At 57.9% G+C, this 17,246-nt stretch carries 21 protein-coding genes; 13 read left to right on the forward strand and 8 right to left on the reverse strand.

The features are described 5' to 3' along the window. Window positions 1–42: 42 nt before the first annotated feature. A complete protein-coding gene (acs, locus tag V7773_RS25360; protein ID WP_063324705.1) occupies window positions 43–1,998 on the reverse strand; it encodes an acetate--CoA ligase in 1,956 nt (651 codons plus the stop codon). A 445-nt stretch (window positions 1,999–2,443) separates the two neighbouring features. Here acs and V7773_RS25365 point away from each other — a divergent pair, with 445 nt between their 5' ends. The 8 genes from V7773_RS25365 to V7773_RS25400 all read left to right on the forward strand — a co-directional run bounded on the left by V7773_RS25365 (window position 2,444) and on the right by V7773_RS25400 (window position 8,698). Further along, window positions 2,444–2,707, forward strand: a complete 264-nt coding sequence (locus V7773_RS25365; RefSeq protein ID WP_336075897.1) for a DUF2790 domain-containing protein — start codon at window positions 2,444–2,446, stop codon at window positions 2,705–2,707. 31 nt (window positions 2,708–2,738) lie between these two features. Continuing rightward, complete coding sequence (locus V7773_RS25370) at window positions 2,739–2,954, forward strand: hypothetical protein (protein ID WP_063324704.1); 216 nt, start codon at window positions 2,739–2,741, stop codon at window positions 2,952–2,954. A 490-nt stretch (window positions 2,955–3,444) separates the two neighbouring features. Further along, window positions 3,445–4,692, forward strand: coding sequence for a ribonucleotide-diphosphate reductase subunit beta (locus V7773_RS25375; protein WP_063324703.1), 1,248 nt, complete (start codon window positions 3,445–3,447; stop codon window positions 4,690–4,692). A 392-nt stretch (window positions 4,693–5,084) separates the two neighbouring features. Next, window positions 5,085–5,615, forward strand: coding sequence for a BRO-N domain-containing protein (locus V7773_RS25380; protein ID WP_336075948.1), 531 nt, complete (start codon window positions 5,085–5,087; stop codon window positions 5,613–5,615). Window positions 5,616–5,717: 102 nt separating this feature from the next. After that, window positions 5,718–6,431: an HNH endonuclease gene (locus tag V7773_RS25385; protein ID WP_336075900.1), complete on the forward strand. Its 714-nt coding sequence runs from the start codon at window positions 5,718–5,720 to the stop codon at window positions 6,429–6,431. 248 nt (window positions 6,432–6,679) lie between these two features. After that, window positions 6,680–7,051: a type II toxin-antitoxin system RelE/ParE family toxin gene (locus V7773_RS25390; RefSeq protein ID WP_092345609.1), complete on the forward strand. Its 372-nt coding sequence runs from the start codon at window positions 6,680–6,682 to the stop codon at window positions 7,049–7,051. Further along, a complete protein-coding gene (locus tag V7773_RS25395) occupies window positions 7,029–7,349 on the forward strand; it encodes a helix-turn-helix domain-containing protein (RefSeq protein WP_336075905.1) in 321 nt (106 codons plus the stop codon). The genes V7773_RS25390 and V7773_RS25395 overlap by 23 nt, the downstream gene beginning before the upstream one ends. A gap of 362 nt (window positions 7,350–7,711) precedes the next feature. Then, complete coding sequence (locus tag V7773_RS25400; RefSeq protein ID WP_063324701.1) at window positions 7,712–8,698, forward strand: hypothetical protein; 987 nt, start codon at window positions 7,712–7,714, stop codon at window positions 8,696–8,698. A 62-nt stretch (window positions 8,699–8,760) separates the two neighbouring features. Here V7773_RS25400 and V7773_RS25405 read toward each other — a convergent pair whose 3' ends face one another. Genes V7773_RS25405 through V7773_RS25415 form a run of 3 tightly spaced genes read right to left on the reverse strand, consistent with a single transcriptional unit; the run spans window position 8,761 to window position 10,697 of the window. Continuing rightward, complete coding sequence (locus tag V7773_RS25405) at window positions 8,761–9,459, reverse strand: DUF6933 domain-containing protein (RefSeq protein WP_336075909.1); 699 nt, start codon at window positions 9,457–9,459, stop codon at window positions 8,761–8,763. Between the two features lie 31 nt (window positions 9,460–9,490). Continuing rightward, complete coding sequence (locus V7773_RS25410; RefSeq protein WP_063324699.1) at window positions 9,491–9,841, reverse strand: hypothetical protein; 351 nt, start codon at window positions 9,839–9,841, stop codon at window positions 9,491–9,493. A 43-nt stretch (window positions 9,842–9,884) separates the two neighbouring features. Continuing rightward, window positions 9,885–10,697 carry a sulfite exporter TauE/SafE family protein gene (locus V7773_RS25415; protein ID WP_336075912.1) on the reverse strand — a complete coding sequence of 271 codons (813 nt, stop codon included), beginning with the start codon at window positions 10,695–10,697 and terminating at the stop codon, window positions 9,885–9,887. A gap of 112 nt (window positions 10,698–10,809) precedes the next feature. Here V7773_RS25415 and V7773_RS25420 point away from each other — a divergent pair, with 112 nt between their 5' ends. Both V7773_RS25420 and V7773_RS25425 read left to right on the forward strand, forming a co-directional pair. Then, window positions 10,810–11,586, forward strand: coding sequence for an AraC family transcriptional regulator (locus V7773_RS25420; protein WP_072348220.1), 777 nt, complete (start codon window positions 10,810–10,812; stop codon window positions 11,584–11,586). An 82-nt stretch (window positions 11,587–11,668) separates the two neighbouring features. Further along, window positions 11,669–11,986 carry a helix-turn-helix domain-containing protein gene (locus tag V7773_RS25425; RefSeq protein ID WP_063324696.1) on the forward strand — a complete coding sequence of 106 codons (318 nt, stop codon included), beginning with the start codon at window positions 11,669–11,671 and terminating at the stop codon, window positions 11,984–11,986. Between the two features lie 15 nt (window positions 11,987–12,001). Here the strand turns inward: V7773_RS25425 and V7773_RS25430 are convergent, their stop codons facing one another. Continuing rightward, window positions 12,002–13,060 carry an MBL fold metallo-hydrolase gene (locus V7773_RS25430; protein WP_336075917.1) on the reverse strand — a complete coding sequence of 353 codons (1,059 nt, stop codon included), beginning with the start codon at window positions 13,058–13,060 and terminating at the stop codon, window positions 12,002–12,004. 190 nt (window positions 13,061–13,250) lie between these two features. Here V7773_RS25430 and V7773_RS25435 point away from each other — a divergent pair, with 190 nt between their 5' ends. Next, window positions 13,251–13,859, forward strand: coding sequence for a TetR/AcrR family transcriptional regulator (locus V7773_RS25435; protein ID WP_072348224.1), 609 nt, complete (start codon window positions 13,251–13,253; stop codon window positions 13,857–13,859). A 23-nt stretch (window positions 13,860–13,882) separates the two neighbouring features. Here V7773_RS25435 and V7773_RS25440 read toward each other — a convergent pair whose 3' ends face one another. Further along, complete coding sequence (locus V7773_RS25440; RefSeq protein ID WP_336075921.1) at window positions 13,883–14,416, reverse strand: DUF1003 domain-containing protein; 534 nt, start codon at window positions 14,414–14,416, stop codon at window positions 13,883–13,885. A 92-nt stretch (window positions 14,417–14,508) separates the two neighbouring features. Next, window positions 14,509–15,456, reverse strand: coding sequence for a LysR family transcriptional regulator (locus V7773_RS25445; protein WP_336075923.1), 948 nt, complete (start codon window positions 15,454–15,456; stop codon window positions 14,509–14,511). A gap of 14 nt (window positions 15,457–15,470) precedes the next feature. Here V7773_RS25445 and V7773_RS25450 point away from each other — a divergent pair, with 14 nt between their 5' ends. Both V7773_RS25450 and V7773_RS25455 read left to right on the forward strand, forming a co-directional pair. Continuing rightward, window positions 15,471–16,181, forward strand: coding sequence for a CTP synthase C-terminal region-related (seleno)protein (locus tag V7773_RS25450; protein ID WP_336075926.1), 711 nt, complete (start codon window positions 15,471–15,473; stop codon window positions 16,179–16,181). Beyond that, complete coding sequence (locus V7773_RS25455) at window positions 16,178–16,492, forward strand: antibiotic biosynthesis monooxygenase family protein (RefSeq protein WP_336075927.1); 315 nt, start codon at window positions 16,178–16,180, stop codon at window positions 16,490–16,492. The genes V7773_RS25450 and V7773_RS25455 overlap by 4 nt, the downstream gene beginning before the upstream one ends. A gap of 214 nt (window positions 16,493–16,706) precedes the next feature. Here V7773_RS25455 and V7773_RS25460 read toward each other — a convergent pair whose 3' ends face one another. Continuing rightward, window positions 16,707–17,033: a DUF2025 family protein gene (locus V7773_RS25460; RefSeq protein ID WP_063324689.1), complete on the reverse strand. Its 327-nt coding sequence runs from the start codon at window positions 17,031–17,033 to the stop codon at window positions 16,707–16,709. Window positions 17,034–17,246: the final 213 nt, after the last annotated feature.

Below are 17,246 nucleotides of genomic sequence, written 5' to 3' on the forward strand. Positions count from 1 at the left end.
AGACAAATGCCAGGCGGGGCTGCTTGAGGTCACAAACCGCCGTCAGGCGACGTTCATGGTCTTGTGCGTCTCGATCAGATGCGCCACCACGCTCGGGTCGGCCAGGGTGGAGATATCACCCAACCCGTCGTACTCCGCCGTGGCGATCTTGCGCAGGATGCGGCGCATGATCTTGCCAGAGCGGGTTTTTGGCAGCCCCGGCGCCCACTGGATCACATCCGGCGAAGCAATCGGACCGATCTCCTTGCGCACCCAGTTCTTCAGTTCCAGGCGCAGGGCCTCGCTGGTTTCTTCGCCGGCATTGAGGGTGACATAGACGTAGATGCCCTGCCCCTTGATGTCGTGCGGCACACCGACCACCGCCGCTTCGGCGACTTTCGGGTGGGCGACCATGGCGCTCTCGATCTCGGCCGTGCCCATGCGGTGGCCGGACACGTTGAGCACGTCATCCACCCGACCGGTGATCCAGTAATAGCCATCCTCGTCGCGACGCGCACCGTCGCCGGTGAAATACATCCCACTGAAAGTCTTGAAGTAGGTGTCGACAAAACGATCATGGTCGCCGTACAGCGTACGCGCCTGGCCTGGCCACGAATCGAGGATCACCAGGTTGCCTTCGGCCGCGCCTTCGATCAGGTTACCAAGGTTGTCCACCAACGCCGGCACCACACCAAAGAACGGACGCGTGGCCGAACCTGGCTTCAATGCCGTGGCGCCTGGCAGTGGGCTGATCAGCACGCCACCGGTTTCGGTCTGCCACCAGGTGTCGACGATCGGGCAACGCTCCTTGCCGACATTCTTGTAGTACCAGTCCCAGGCTTCCGGGTTGATCGGCTCGCCGACCGAACCCAACAGACGCAGGCTGCTGCCGTCGGCACCTTCGACGGCGGCAGTGCCCGAAGCCATCATCGCGCGGATGGCGGTCGGCGCGGTGTAGAGGATGTTGACCTTGTGCTTGTCGACAACCTTGGCCACTCGGGTGATGTCCGGGTAGTTCGGCACGCCTTCGAACAGCAGCGTGGTCGCGCCGTTGGCCAGCGGGCCGTAGACGATATAGCTGTGGCCAGTGACCCAGCCGACGTCGGCGGTGCACCAATAGACGTCACCGGGCTTGTAGTCGAACACCCGCTCATGGGTCAGCGCCGCGTACAGCAAGTAGCCGGCCGTGGTGTGCTGCACGCCCTTGGGCTTGCCGGTGGAACCGGAGGTGTAGAGGATGAACAGCGCTTCCTCGGCGCCCATTTCCTTCGGCGCGCAAACGGTGCCGGCCACTTTCATCAGGTCTTCGTACCAGATGTCGCGGTGCTGGTTCCATTTAATATTGCCCGCGGTGCGCTTGCACACGATGACCTTCTGGATGCTGCTGGTTTCCGGGTTGGTCAACGCGTCATCGACGTTGGCCTTGAGCGGGATCTTCTTGCCGGCGCGAACGCCCTCGTCGGCGGTGATCACCACTTTGGACTTGCAGTCGATGATCCGACCGGCCAGTGCTTCCGGCGAGAAGCCGCCGAAAACGACCGAATGGATCGCTCCGATCCGGGCACAAGCCAGCATGGCGACCACGGCCTCGGGGATCATCGGCATGTAGATCGTCACCACGTCGCCGCGATGCACGTCCTGGCCGCGCAGGGCGTTGGCGAACTTGCAGACTTCTTCATGCAGCTCGCGATAGGTGATGTTGCGGCTCTCGGCAGGGTCATCGCCCTCCCAGATAATCGCCACCTGATCGCCGCGCTCGGCCAGGTGACGGTCGAGGCAGTTGTAGGAAACGTTCAGGGTGCCGTCGGCGAACCACTTGATGTCGACATGGTGATCGTCGAAGGACGTCTGCTTCACCGTGGTGAAAGGCTTGATCCAATCGAGGCGCTTGGCCTGCTCGCGCCAGAAGCCGTCCGGGTTGACCACCGACTGCTGGTACATGGCCTTGTAGGTCGCCTCGTCAGTCAGCGTATTGGCCGCAACCTCGGGACGAACGGGATACACAGAAGCCGCACTCATCTTTCTTACCTCGGTGAATAGTTGTTTTTGTATGATCCCGTTGTAGCCCGGGGCGGGCCTATAGAACCATTCGACGATGGTAGTAACAAGTCCCTACAAAATGTCGGTACTAACGTGCAACTCCCTCCCGCCAGGCTTTTCCCTGTGCAGCAGCCGAGCCTGTGGGAGCCGAGCTTGCTCGCGATGGCGGCAGCCCATCCAACATAGATACAGCAGACAATCCCCCCACCTGCAGCGATTATTACCAGATCAACCAACAGTGTTTATCAAAACCGAGTCTTTTTGTGCCCCGCCCCACTCCCTAAAATTCATCTCGCCAACCGGCAAACACGATTAACGCAACGCAGCCCCCACGAAGGCCGTTAATCCAACTTCCAATACTTGCTCCACACGCAACCCCAAAAAGGTTGCGTGACCCCACTCGACCTCAAGAAAGGTGAATCAGATGAAAGCTTTATGGGTTCTGGCCCTCGGCAGCCTTTGCGCCACCGCGATGGCAGACGAGCTCCCGACCGACGCTGCACAGCAAAAACCGGCCATTGAGGAGTACACCTACTCCACCCACCTGGACATCGCCAAAGTCATTTCCATGAGCGAAATCCCGAACGTCTGCGAAGTGGTCCCAGCGAAGATGGAATACGACGATTCCAAGGGCCAGCGCCACATCCTGCGCTACAGCGTCATGGGCAACGGCTGCTCCAACGGCTGATCAACCTTTAAACCAATCGGGAGCAACCACCATGAAAACCCCACTGATCCTCGTCCTGACCCTGTCCGTACTGGCCGGCAACACCTTCGCCGCCGACGGATTTGATCGCACCGGTTCCGCGGTCGCTGAAGACGGCTACGACCGCACCGGTTCTGCTACCGTCGCGCAAGACGGCTACGACCGTACCGGCTCCGCTACCGTCGCGGAAGATGGCTACGATCAAACCGGTTCGGCCCGTATCGGCTGATCATTACTGGCATTTTCCACGGCCCGATTTCGATCGGGCCTGGTTGTGTCTGAAAGCGCCGAAAACCCTCCATAAACACAACATGTAGTGCAAAACCGTAAAAAACGCTCATTTTTTGATCAAAAAAACCTGCCCCGCGACCCATGCAAAAAAAATCTTCAGCGGCCAAAGCCTTGTAAACCCTCGCTCCCACGCGGATATGCCCCCCGCCACCTCCTTCGTGGGCGATTTCGCCGCAGCACGTAGGCAAAAAAGTCCTTATAATGCCGCCTTAAACGGGCCTGCAATATTCCCTTACAGGGGATCAAGCCAGCCTGAAGCCCCCGCAGAGGCTCATCGCCTCCTCGCGTACACAGCCGCTTCAGAATGACCCGTACATTTTTCTGTTTATTGCCTGCGTCAGCTGCTGCAACAAACGATTTTTCCAAGATCCACCGCGGCCAGTAGGCCTTCATTGGGCATCTGGCCCTCACGCAGGAGACGACACGTCATGCTGAGCTGGGACGAATTCGACAAAGAAGACGGCGAAGTCGCTGTAAAAGGCGCCAACGCCGGCCACGCTTCTGAAGCCAACATGGACCGCCTCGACAGCGCCGGCGGTGCCGCCGCCCTCGAAGCCCGGGCCGTGACGGCCAACGACTCGGCCGCGATCATTCGCGCCAAGGCCGCCCTCGACAAACTCGACATCGCCGAAGGCCTCGCCGAACTCGAAGGCGCCTCCGCCCGTGTCGCCGTCGACGAAAAGCGCATGATCAACTGCCGCGCCGACCTCAACCAGCTCGTGCCATTCAAATACGATTGGGCCTGGCAGAAGTACCTGGACGGCTGCGCAAACCACTGGATGCCGCAAGAAGTCAACATGACCGCCGACATCGCCCTCTGGAAAAACCCGGAAGGCCTGACCGACGACGAGCGCCGCATCGTGATGCGCAACCTGGGCTTCTTCTCCACCGCCGACTCCCTGGTTGCCAACAACCTGGTCCTGGCCGTGTACCGCCTGATCACCAACCCGGAATGCCGCCAGTACATCCTGCGCCAGGCCTTCGAAGAGGCGATCCACACCCACGCCTACCAGTACTGCATCGAATCGCTGGCCATGGATGAAGGCGAGATCTTCAACATGTACCACGAGATCCCATCGGTCGCGAAAAAAGCCGCCTGGGGCCTGAAATACACCCGTTCGATCTCCGATCCGAAGTTCGAAACCGGCACCCCGGACACCGACAAAGAGCTGCTGCGCAACCTGATCGCCTACTACTGCGTCCTGGAAGGCATCTTCTTCTACTGCGGCTTCACCCAGATCCTCTCCATGGGCCGCCGCAACAAAATGACCGGCGTCGCCGAGCAGTTCCAGTACATCCTGCGCGACGAATCCATGCACCTGAACTTTGGCATCGACGTGATCAACCAGATCAAGATCGAAAACCCACACCTGTGGGATGCCGAGATGAAGGAAGAAGCGACCCAGATGATCCTGCAGGGTACGCAGCTGGAGATCGAATACGCCCGCGACACCATGCCTCGCGGCGTGTTGGGGATGAATGCGGCGATGATGGAAGACTATCTGAAGTTCATCGCTAACCGTCGTTTGTCGCAGATTGGTCTGAAGGAAGAATATCCAGGCACGACTAACCCGTTCCCTTGGATGAGCGAGATCATGGACTTGAAGAAAGAGAAGAACTTCTTTGAGACGCGAGTGATTGAGTATCAGACGGGTGGGGCTTTGAGCTGGGATTGATTCGAAAGAAGAATCCTATGTTGCACGCGTAACTGAAAACCCCGTGAAAACGGGGTTTTTTGTATTCAACGGAAGCAAAGCCGCGTTTAACTTCAGGACCGGCACGCCACCTCTGCCCTACGAAAAACTCAGAATCCTTCCGCATTGACGCCGTATCGCCTCGTTACCTATCTTAGTCGCAGGTGCCTAAGAAACGCCCAACGTAGTAGCTAATCGCCAAACATAGAAGCGCGTACCGTCTTAGAAGACGTATGCAACTCTGTATTGCGAAATAGCTTGTTGGGATTTTTCTTACATCCTCTACGTCGGGCTCGCGCCGCTAACTTCAAACGTAGAGGTACGGTATGCCCAAATCACTCCACGCTGCTCTCCGCTCACCTCGGAGACCCATCATTTCCGATGCTTACGTTCCCGCAGTATTCACCCGTCACAACCTCCACCTGCACGCCCTTCTCCTGGAAAACCAACCCTGGTTCTGTGCCCGCGATCTCGGACGGTTGATGGGCGTGCATCTGAACGACCGTATGAACAGCAAACTTGATGAGGACCAGCGACACGTTTTTTTGATTCGTTACCACGGCCAGCCTGAGAAGCGGCTGATGCTCAGTGAGTCTGGTGTATATGCCCTACTGGTTTACCACTATGTGCCAGAGAATCGTTTGTTGCGTGAGTGGCTAACACATCAAGTGGTGCCGGCATTACGGGACGCGCAGTCAAGCGATACCGATCAGCCGATGCTGAGTGTTTTGGATTGGCCAGAGATGTCCCTGAGTCTGCTGCATTGGCAAAACGACGGCTGGATTCGGCTTCGGGATATGCCGTATCTACTGCTCAATCGGACTCGAGGCCGAACGAAGGCGGCTAAGCCTTGGTGGCGTAGGTTGCGTGAGGCGTTTCACGTTCCTGGGCATTCCGTTTCTTAAGAGTGTCCCAAACGAGGTCAGTACCTTTTCTGTAGGAAATTTCGTAGACAGCCGTAATAGCCAGTCAGTATCGTCCGAGGGTTTTTAACCCTCGGCGACTGTATGGATACTCGAAAGGAAAAAAGCGGCTGGAGCGATGAAGAGCTTGAGGCCTCGGTTGATGCTTATCTGAAAATGCTCGACCGAGAATTAAACGGCCAGACCTTCAAGAAGTCGATTGAAAACCAGCGCCTGCGTGACGGACCGTTGGGCAAGCGCAGTGCCTCATCGGTTGAGTACCGCATGCAGAATATCTCGGCGGTGTTGGAGCAAATGGGGCTGCGGCGGATCAGCGGCTATATGCCCGCCAAGAACATTGGCGCAGGTGTGGCTCAACGAATCCGTAAGGTGCTTGCTAATAAAGCGATACCTGACGCGGGCGAATTTGCTCCGACCGCTGATCAGCAGACGTTGATCAGCCGAGCTTCCAAGCTGCAAAAGAAAGGGCTCAAGATCGAACCATCAGGGACCCCAAATCCCCAGCAGGTCAGCACGACTACGATGTCCTACGTTCGAGATCCTAAAGTCCGAGCTTGGGTTGCTGCGCTAGCTAAAGGGGTCTGCGAAGGTTGCGGTCAGAACGCACCGTTCGAGGTGGACGGGTTGCCGTTTCTTGAAGTGCATCATGTGAAGCATCTGGCTCTGAATGGCTCGGACAGCATTACCAACGCGGTGGCGCTTTGCCCGAATTGCCATCGACGCTGTCATCTTGCCAGTGACAGAGAGGCTTTCACTTTGTCGCTGTATCAGAAAGTTGGTCGACTGGTCGTTGAGTGAAAAACACTCCGTTGGGGTGGGGCTGCTTCAGCCCAGCGAGGCAAGCTTCCACGCCACGGGTGTTTGGCGTTGAGGCTGGGGTTGTTGCCCACTCTCACAGGTTTTGCGATGTGTTGAAACAATATCAGTGTCCCGTCCCCCCTTACAGTCGTACCCCTCGGACCATACTAGACGGCGCTATCTGCAAAACTCACGCTTTTGACACCTATACCACTGAGTGGTAGCTTTGTACTCCAAAGGGAAAGCTTATGCCAATGAGGGTATTCAAAACGAAGACCTTTGCTACCGCAGCAAAGAAAGCAAAGATCACAGATGCTGATCTCTGCAAGGCGGTGCAGGAAGTCGTCAACGGACAAGCCGATGATTTGGGCGGAGGTGTTTGGAAAAAGCGCCTCAATGAGAATCGTCACCGCTCGATCATTCTTGCCAAAGGTCGTAGCTATTGGGTGTATCAGTTCCTGTTTGCTAAGAAAGACCAGGACAACATCACTAAAAATGAACTGGCCGCGTTTAAGAAGCTTGCTGATGCCTATAAAGGTTTGAGCAAGGAGCAAGTCCAGCTTCTGCTGGACGGAAAAGAATTTGTGGAGATATGCAATGGCGAAAAAATTCAAAAGTGAGGCTTTCGAGTCGATTCACAGCTCGGCTGAGGCACTGCTGAAAATCGGCGCTATCGACAAGGCCACCATGCGGGAATTCGATGAGACCTGCATTGCTGAGGTGCCTGTTGAAATCCCGCCTGCTCAGATCAAGAAGATTCGTCTGCGCAACCACGTCAGTCAGCCGGTTTTTGCCCGCTACCTGAACACAAGCGCATCGACAGTTAAGCAGTGGGAAGCCGGTGACAAACGTCCAGGAGGAATGGCCCTTAAGCTGCTCAGTATCGTGGAAAAACATGGCCTCGAAATACTGGCCTAACAAGGCCACGTTGCGAGATATGCCGGCGGCACTGATGGATGATCCGTTTAGCCAGCACGAATCCTGGTGGCGGAAAGCGTCTCGGGTTTTGCGAAGGTTTTGAGGCCCAATCTGAAGCCGTCGTCCGTGTTCGGGCGACGGTTTTTTGTTGGTGATATTGAATTGGGGCTGCTGCGCAGCCCAGCGGGAGCAAGCTCCCTCGCCACAGGGTCGGTGTTGAGCTGGAAGAATATCAATAACGTCTCGGGCGCTGTCCATGGGCGGGGCATTGCTACAAATTTGCTCTGATCTGAAAACAGTCAGTGCAACCCACCCCGCCTCCCGCTATTAATACCCTTCCCCCTCAAGGACCCGAGCCCACCATGAAATTCGACCTCGCCTACTGCCGCAGCCTCGACGACAAGCTGTCGATTTATGACGTGCGCGATCTGAATTTCGACGAGACGGTGGCGTTCGATTCCGCGAAGGAACAGTTCCAGTGCCCCAACGATGCCTGTCGAATGGCGTTTGATGCGGCGAATGTGTTGGGGACGTTCAACGCCAAGAATGTGAATTACGTGCGCACGCCGCACTTCAAGAACATCCCCAGCACGCGGCATATCGAGGGTTGCCCTTATGTCAGCCTGAAGGCGCCAGCCTCGGGCCTGGAAGTGGATGGGGCGGAATCGGATGACGGGCGGGAGGAGCATTTCCCTTCGGAGTTGTTGCTGACTCGGCGTGAGTATGTGCGCAAGCCGTCCAACCCGACGGCGACGGCAGACGTGATACGCGATGAGCGCATGCCTTCAGCCGCCAGGCATGACGAGCACCCGGGCCGTGACTCGGCACCGGACAAGACCCATGTCTTCGCCCATCCGGTGGAGTGCTTCGTGTCGAACTTCGCGGACAAGGACCTGCTCAAGCGCATGATGCTGAAGATTGGCGAGCACACGGCGCCCTATGGGTCGTTCTTCAAGAAGATCGAGTACCTGCTGGATAACAAGGGGCTCATTTACTGGGGCAAGATCAAGGAGATCAAGGATTACACGCAAAGCTTTCGCATCGATTTCGAACCCAAGGTCTGGTTCAAACAACCGGACGAGACGAAGAAAAAGCCTTACTCGGTCAACGTTTACCTGAGCAAGAAGCTGATCGATAACTACCGCAAGCGCAAAGCGTTCCTGGAAGAGATCAAGCACGCCGCCGACAGTGATGCGCCGTTGTATTGCTTCTTTTATGGCGTGACGCCGGAGCTCAAGCAGGTACCGAGCAAGAAAAACCCCGACCAGACGTTCGGGGTGTTCAGTGCCAATATCGAGAACCTGGATCACTTCATTATTCGGGAAGCGCCGGGGTTGGATGAAAAGTAATTTCGCCTGAGGGACTGTTGTGACTCAGACGACGAGCTGCAGAGCGTCGTCGCTTTTCCTATTCATTGCGCTTCTTGCGCAAGTTGCCGTTCGAGTGCCCAGATTTCCCGTCTCACTTCCATACGTCGTTCACGAGCAGCCTCGGCGGCGGAATCATCCACGCCACCGTACACCCGCAACCAGTGAATGATCATTTCCTCATCCGGGTAGTAATAGTCCTTATGCCCCTTACTGCTTCTCGGGGTGTTATTCCTATTGCCATCGAAGCGGCCCGCAGCGTATTCATCTGTGGGTAACGTTCCCCATTCGGCGGCACAGTCCTCGAAAATCCAGGAAATTTCGTTGATGTGCTTTTGCGCACCACGATGACCACGTTTGTAAAAAACGTACTCACGGCAACTTTCCCGGAAGCGTTCCATCATCGGTTCGTCATCGACCCAGCGAAGGAGGTCGTGCTGTCCCGCGTGACGCATCAGGCCATTGATCCATCGCTCGGAAAACCGCTGAACAAAACCTTCAATATCAGCTTTTTTAGCATCGGCGAAAATCATGCAGTAACGGGTTTGCACATGGATGACGAACAACACGTGTTTGCGCTGCACGGTGATAGCATGGACCAGCCACTGTTCGGCGAACTCAACCACCACCTCATCGTCCTCGATAACGGGTGATGGTGGTTTCTCCACTGGGGTAATTTTCTTACCTTTGCTCATGCGGCTGAAGAAGTTGCTGGCCGCTTCGGTGCAGTTGAAGATTAACATTCAGACTCTCTGGAAAATGCTTGAAAAATACTTATGTGTCTTCAGCCCATTCAATCTCAAAGGGTTGGCGAACGGCGTCAGAAACCCTTTCACGCAGTTCCTCGCTCAGGACCGCCAATTCCTGATCGCTCAGCAGGTCATATGCAATCATCAATCTCAAAGATAAAGAGACGTCTCGGCGTCGAGATACATTGAATGCCATCGCCAAGTCCTTGTCCCGATTTCGCATGAGGCGATAGAGCGTACGATATCGCGCGTGAGCTGATAAAGCTTCGCTCTGAGCGATGGTCTGGGCATCAGCAAGAACGCCTTGGCAGAAGCGCTCTAGCGCCAGATCGTAGAGTTCGTTGTAACTCTTCCAGTCACTGTCGGATATTGACATGGCACCCTCCTTCACTGGATTTCGAGCAACGCCGTGCAGCGATTTATTGTATCGATATGCCCAGCATCACAATGACTAACAATCCAATATAGACCCACGCGTGCAGCCGATCCGGTATCCGCCCGATCCATGGCGTTGCCAGGCGAATGCCCAGTAACGCGCCAAGTGTGAGCGCAACAAAGGCCAGTAGATCGATATAACCGATAAACCACGGGCCGAAGTCTGTATCGGTGAAACCGGCCATGGCCATGTAGGTAACAGTACCGGCCAGGGCAACGGGCAAGCTCAGCGGGTTAGCCATGGATGTGGCCTGGGACATGCTCAGGCCACAACGGCGCAGCAGCGGCACGGTCATGACGCTGCCGCCAACCCCCAGGACCGTGGCGATGACTCCGATGGTGGTGCCGCCCAACGCGGTCTCCATTGTCGCCAAAGATCGTGGGACGGCATCGCTGGTGTGTGTCAGAAAACCTCGCCGCAGCAGGCAATCCAAAATGGTCAGGCCCAGGTAGGCAATGAAAGCGTAGCGGATAATCTCGCCGCTCATCCAGGTGGCAGTAGCTGCGCCGAGGGCCGCGCCCAGGGCAATGAAGCCGCCGAACGGCCACAAATAACGACGAATCAACTGACCGGCGCGGCGTTGTTTTCGAGTGGCAACCAGGGCGTTGACGATCATGACGCAGGTGGAGGTAGCGACGGCGATGTGCATCGCCGACTCACCGATGACGTCACCGGTGTGATGAACCGTCAGCATGCGATACATCAAGGGCACCACGACAAAGCCGCCGCCGAACCCGAACAGCACGGCTGTCACGCCACTCAGGCAGCCGAAGCATGCGAGCAATACATAGAACATTCGAGGTGATTCCGTGAAATGTGGGCGCCCACGATAGGTAAGCGACGCTTGGCCTGCTGTAGCAAACAAGCCAATAATGTTCGCGTTTACGCCAATCACGAGTGGCCCGTTGATGCGCAACACTTCGATCGATTTATTGGATGCGACCCCCAGGGCAGTCGTCGCCATTGGCACCGATTACCCCCACGGACATTTGTTGCCATTGCACCGCCACCGTCGGGCGCAGTTGCTCTACGGCGCCACCGGAGTCATGCAGGTCAGCACCGCGGACGGCAATTGGGTGGTGCCGCCGCAACGGGCGGTGTGGATCCCGCCCGGGGTTGCCCATGAGGTGCTGATGCTGGGCGTCAGCACGCGAAGCTTGTATATCGAACCGGCTGCGGTAACGGCCATGGACGCCCGTTGCCAGGTCATCAGCGTGTCGCCCCTGATGCGCCAGTTGCTGATGGAAGCCGTGGAACTTGCGCCGGACTATGACGAGGCTGGACGCGACGGTGCATTAATCGATCTGTTGCTGCACGAACTGGCCCGCTGCGCGCATTTGCCGCTGCACCTTCCACTGCCCAAGGACCCGCGTCTGCTAGGCCTATGCCAGGGATTTCTGAAACACCCCAACGCCCACGTCTCGCCCGTGCAATGGGCGGCGCAGTTACATATCAGCTTGCGCTCGTTCAATCGCCTGTTCAGCCAGCAAACCGGGGCAAGTTTCAGCCAATGGCGGCAACAGGCGTGTGTGATGTCGGCATTGTCCCGATTGGCCGTAGGCGATTCGGTAACCCGCATTGCCCTTGATCTGGGCTACGACAGCCCCGCCGCGTTCTCCACCATGTTCCGCCGGGTACTGGGACACGCACCGAGTGCCTGGCTGGAAAAGACCGCTGGTCATTGATCAAAAAAATGAGATTGATCGGGATTCAAAACAACTGTACAAAAACACAGTACTTTTTTATCCCATAGCTTTGGAGCCCCCCATGGCCTCTCTCGCAATCAAAACCACCCTGCAACGCATCGCTGTCTATCAATTCACCCCTGCTCACAGTGCACAGGCGCGAGCCATGCTGGGCTGGAGTGTCGAGGAGCTGTCCCGCCAATCCGGCGTCTCGGTCCAGGCCATCCGCCGCTTCGAGGCTGGGGGCGAGTTGCTCGATGTGACCCGCCTGGCCCTGGCCTTTCGGCTGGAGGCCGAGGGCCTGGTGTTCTTCCCCGGCTTCGCACCGGGGCGCGGCATGAACATCAAGGGCGCCACGCCGGATCCGATGGAGCGCCCAGACTACGCAATGATCGAATGATCGATGCGTCGGGAGTCAGGCCATGTCGGGCTGGTCCTGATAAGCCGAGGGCTCCACATCCAGCCACCAGGCGCGGCCACGTTTCGGCTGCGTCAGGGTGAATGCTTCGCCCATTTGCGGCGTAGCGATGCTGACGTTGCGCTCCCAGGCCAGGGCCAGGATGCGATCGAAGGGTTCATACCAGGCATGCATCGCCAGGTCGAATGTGCCGTTGTGGATCGGCAGCAACCAGCGGCCCCTGAGGTCGATATGAGCTTGCAGGGTTTGCTCCGGCTGCATGTGGACATGCGGCCAGTCGACGTTATAGGCGCCAGTTTCCATCAGCGTCAGGTCAAAGGGGCCGTATTGCTCACCGATGCGTTTGAAACCATTGAAATAACCAGTGTCACCGCTGAAGAAAATCCGGGTACCGGCGTCGATCATCACCCACGAGGCCCATAACGTGCCGTTGCTGTCGAACAGGCCGCGACCGGAAAAATGCTGGGATGGCGTAGCAATGAACTCGATACCGTCCACTTCGGTGCCTTGCCACCAATCCAACTGACGGACCTTGCTGGCGTCGATGCCCCATTTGATCAGGGTGTCGCCCACGCCCAAGGGAGCCAGGAAGTGGCGAGTCTTGGCAGCCAGTTTGAGAATGGCCTGATGGTCGAGGTGATCGTAATGATCATGGGAAAGGATCACTGCTTCGATCGGCGGCAGTTCTTCCAGGCTGATGGGTGGCTGATGAAAACGCTTGGGACCGACCCATTGCACGGGTGAGGCACGTTCGGAGAAAACCGGGTCGGTCAGCCAGAACTTGTCCCGCAGCTTGAGCAGCACGGTGGAATGGCCGAGGCGCCAGACACTGTTGTTCGGCGCGGCCAGCAGGGTGTCGCGCGACAGCGGTTGAACCTCGATGGCGCCCGAAGGCCGAGTGGTGCGCGGCTTGTGGAAGATCATGTTCCAGATGATACGCAGGGTGGTACCAAAGCCTTCCCGAGGCGTGAAGGCATGATTGCGATACTTGCCCTGTTCACGCCGGGATGCGTCTTGGGCGGACGGATTGTCGGTCGAAAGAGAGGGAATGGTCATGGTGCGATAACTCCAAGGGCGTCGGCGCAATTGCGCTTCGCCGTTGTGGGACGCTGGATGGCCGTTGCATGCACGCTCAGCCGCTTGACTCAAAAAACTACACCACTCGGTGTACTTTCTAGATTGCATGAATCCCGGCAGCAAGTAAACTGCCGAGTGTAAGTTCTCTCATCTCACCGACGAATTGCCCATGACCGTACCGCAGCGCCTTACCGAGCGAAAACGCGAAGCCATCCTCCAGGCCGCGATTGCTGAATTCCGTAGCAGCGGTTTCGAGATCACCAGCATGGACAAGATTGCGGCGACTGCCGGCGTATCGAAGCGCACGGTGTATAACCATTTTCCGAGCAAGGAAGAGTTGTTTGCCGAAATTCTGAATCGGTTATGGAACAGCATTACCGCGGAACAGGACATGCCCTACAGCCCGCGAAAGCCGCTACGGGAGCAGCTGCAAACGTTGCTGCAAGCCAAACTGCACATGCTGGCGGACGAGAACTTCCTTGACCTGGCGCGCATCGCCATCGCCGCAACCATTCATTCCCCGGAGCGGGCCCGGGACATGGTGTCGCGCATGGGCCAGCGGGAAGAAGGCCTGACGGCCTGGATTCGCCAAGCCCAGGCCGATGGCCGGTTGAAACCCGTGGAACCTGCATTTGCCGCCCAGCAAATGCATGGGCTGCTCAAGACGTTCGCCTTCTGGCCGCAGGTCTCGATGGGGCAACCCAGCCTGACCCAGGATGAGCAGGCCCAGGTGATCGAATCGGCCCTCGACATGTTCCTGAGCCGTTACCAGGCTTGATCAAGAAATCCTGGCGTGAAGGGCTATTGCACCGATGGGTTGTGCACGACCTTCTGGTGCATTTCAGTGGTCAAGTTGTCGATGCGCTCGGTCAATGCCTTGGTCATTTCCGTCAGGCGGGTGTTCTGTTCCAACAACTCAAGTAACTGCGCCGTATTCTGCGCGGCCTGGGCCTGGCGCTCGCTATTGGCGATGGCCAAGGCTTCACGATGCTGGGCATCGGCTTCCGCCTGGGCTTTGTCCCGAGCAGCCTGACGGGTTTGTGCCAGCAAGATCAGCGGCGCGGCATAGGCTGACTGCAGGCTGAACGCCAGGTTCAGCAAAATGAATGGGTAAGCATCGAAATGAAAGACCCCCACTAGGTTCAGGCTGACCCATACCAGCACGATCAAGGTTTGCGCGCCGAGGAACATCGGCGTCCCGAAAAAACGCGCGAACGCCTCCGCTCTCAGCGCAAAGCGGTCATTGCCGAAGGTCGGCGCCAGATGCGCGTGGGGGCGATGAAAACGCAAGTGGTCAACGGGTGCGGCGGGAGTGGGTTGGGAAGACTTCGTCATCGTGATGTTCTCTGCCAAGGGCGGGTGCTTGAGGCACTATAACCGTTGGGGACCATCGTCCATTGAGTCATGCACACCCTACTCGTTAGAAGTCAGCGCCAGCGCAGATTGCGCCCCAGCTCATCGAACAAGCTCACCACCGAGCGCAAGGCCCGGCAGTCGGGGCGAGTCAGGAGCCACAGGGCGGTGTCATACCCCTCCAGCGGTTCGCCAAGGGGCATCAGGCCCTGGTGTTCATCGATCAGAAAGTCTGGCAGCGCCGCCACCCCCAAGCCGGCTCGCACCAGTTCGGTGACCGAGAGCATGCTGTTGCAGCGATAGGCGGGCACCACGGCGGGTAGATGTTGGCGGCGCCAGGCTACGGTGGGGTGATCCGGGAGAAAATCGTCCGACGCGATCCAGGTCATGGAAGCCAGGTCATCCGTATTCGCCAAGCGCAGGTAGGTGGCGCTGGCGCATACCCGGTATGCCACATCGCCCAGATTTCGACCGACCAGGTGTTCCGGCGGCGTACGGGTCAGGCGTAACGCAATGTCGGCATCGCGGCGGCTCAGGTTGGCGAAGTCGTTCGAGGTGCTCAGCTCAAGGGTCAACGCCGGATACGCGGGCATGAAACGCGCCAGCGCAGGCAGCAGCAACGCTTGCAGGACCGAGTCGCTGCACGTCAAGCGTACCGTCCCGCTGATGACCTCGCCGCCCTGCTCCACCCCCAACCGCGCCGCCTCCAAGGCCTGTTCGGCGCGCTCGGCTTGCTGAGCCAGCGTCTGGGCCAGGCTCGTGGGCAAGTACCCGGAACGGCTTTTTTCGAACAAGGGCTGGCCCAGGGCCGCCTCCAGCCGACGTACCGAACGAAACACCGTGGACACATCCACCTGCAGCAATCGAGCGGCCCGGGCCAGTGAGCCGCCACGGACCAGTGCGAGGATCAGGGACAGGTCGGGATAGTCCAGACGATAGTGCGCTGCTGCATTGATCACTTGTATAAACGCCAATATTGATTGCGTGAACGCCAATCTATAGTGGCGACCAGGAATCAACAAGCGGCGACTCTCCCATGGAAAAACAGCGTCCTTTACACATCGCCCTGGTCGGCGACCATGACCCCCAGATAACGGCTCATCGGGCAATCCCCATCGCCCTTGAGCTCATCACCAGACAAACCGGCCAAGACATTCACTTCCAATGGTTGGCAACCGACTCCATCGCTGACAACCGCGTTCTAAATGACTTCAACGGCGTCTGGTGCGTGCCCGGCAGTCCTTACCGAAGTGAAGACGGCGCCGTGCAGGCGATTCGTTTTGCCCGCGAACAGCGTCGCCCTTTCCTCGGCACCTGCGGTGGTTTTCAGCATGCCGTGCTGGAATACGCGCGCAATGTGATGGGTTGGGCCGATGCCGCCCATGGCGAAACCGCTCCCGAGGCCGAACGGGCGCTGCTGACGCCGCTGAGCTGTGCCTTGATCGAAACCATCGATAGCCTTCAGCTCGATGCGGACTCGTTGATTGCCAAGGCTTATGGTCGCCAGATGGTATTCGAGGGCTACCATTGCCGCTTCGGGGTCAACCCGAACTTTGAAGAAGACTTGCTCAATCAGCGCCTGCATCCCGTGGCCCGAGACTCGGCCGGCGGCCTGCGAGCGGTGGAGCTGCAGGACCATCCGTTCTTCGTCGCCACGCTATTCCAGCCTGAACGTGCCGCATTGGAAGGGCGCGTGCCGCCGCTGGTCAGCGCGTTTGTCCAAGCCTGCGCCAGGACAACGCCATGAACGCCCACTACTACGCAGTGATTTTCACCTCCCTGCGCACCGAGGGGAACCAAGGATACGCCGAAGCCGCCGAGCGCATGCTGGCCTTGGCTCGAGAGCAGCCGGGGTTTCTCGGTGTCGAATCGGCGCGTGGCGAAGATGGCCTGGGGATTACCGTGTCCTATTGGAGCGATGAAGCCGCGATCCTGGCCTGGAAGCAGCATCCCGAACACCGCGCGATCCGTGAGCGCGGCCGCTCCACCTGGTATAGCCATTGCCATACGAGGGTGTGCAAGGTCGAACGCGACTATGCCTTCCAACGCCCAATCTAACGCCACAGTGTTTACCGTTGATCAATCTGTAGCGTGATAGCTGGGAAGCTTTTGTGGCGAGGGAGCTTGCTCCCGCTTGAGTGCGCAGCGCTCATCGCTTTTTGGGGGGCCGCTGCGCGACCCAGCGGGAGCAAGCTCCCTCGCCACAGGACCGTGCCATTCCAAAAATCCTTGTGGGCTCCCACAGGATTTTTATTCAACTCAGGATCGGGGCTCAGCCCTCCACCAACTGCCGCACCGCCACGATCTCTGGCAAATCACTGCGGGCCATGTACACCCGCAAGGGTTCGGTGAGGTTGATCCGGTCGTCGATGTGCTGGTCCAGCAGCAACTGGATCCGCTCGCGCTTGAGGGCCATGGTGCCGTCCGCCACGGGGGCCCAGACAAATTCGCAGGTGGGGATGATGCCGTCGTCGGCCACGTCCATGCCGAAAGCGTCTTCGCTGAAACGCACGATGTACTGGCCAGTCTTGCGGTTCAAGCCGACAAAACCCTTGAGCTGGTCGGCGGCCTGGCAGATGAATGTCGAAGTGGTGCGCATGGTAAACCTCATGGATGCGTCCCTCGGGACGTCTGATCAATGGTTTACACGCAGGGCAAGCGGACACAGGATTTAAGGTTTCCCTCTGCCGGGGAAACTGATGCGGCAAGGGTACTGCAAAGCGGCCTGGAAATGCGTGGGAAAAATCTTCTTTGCACTGTTTTATGTCGGTATGGCGATAGCGCCGACCGCGTTCAGTTGTTAAAAGATAGT

The sequence above is a fragment of the Pseudomonas sp. 3JA genome, from assembly GCF_036961705.1.
Taxonomy (GTDB): Bacteria; Pseudomonadota; Gammaproteobacteria; order Pseudomonadales; family Pseudomonadaceae; genus Aquipseudomonas; species Aquipseudomonas fluorescens_Q.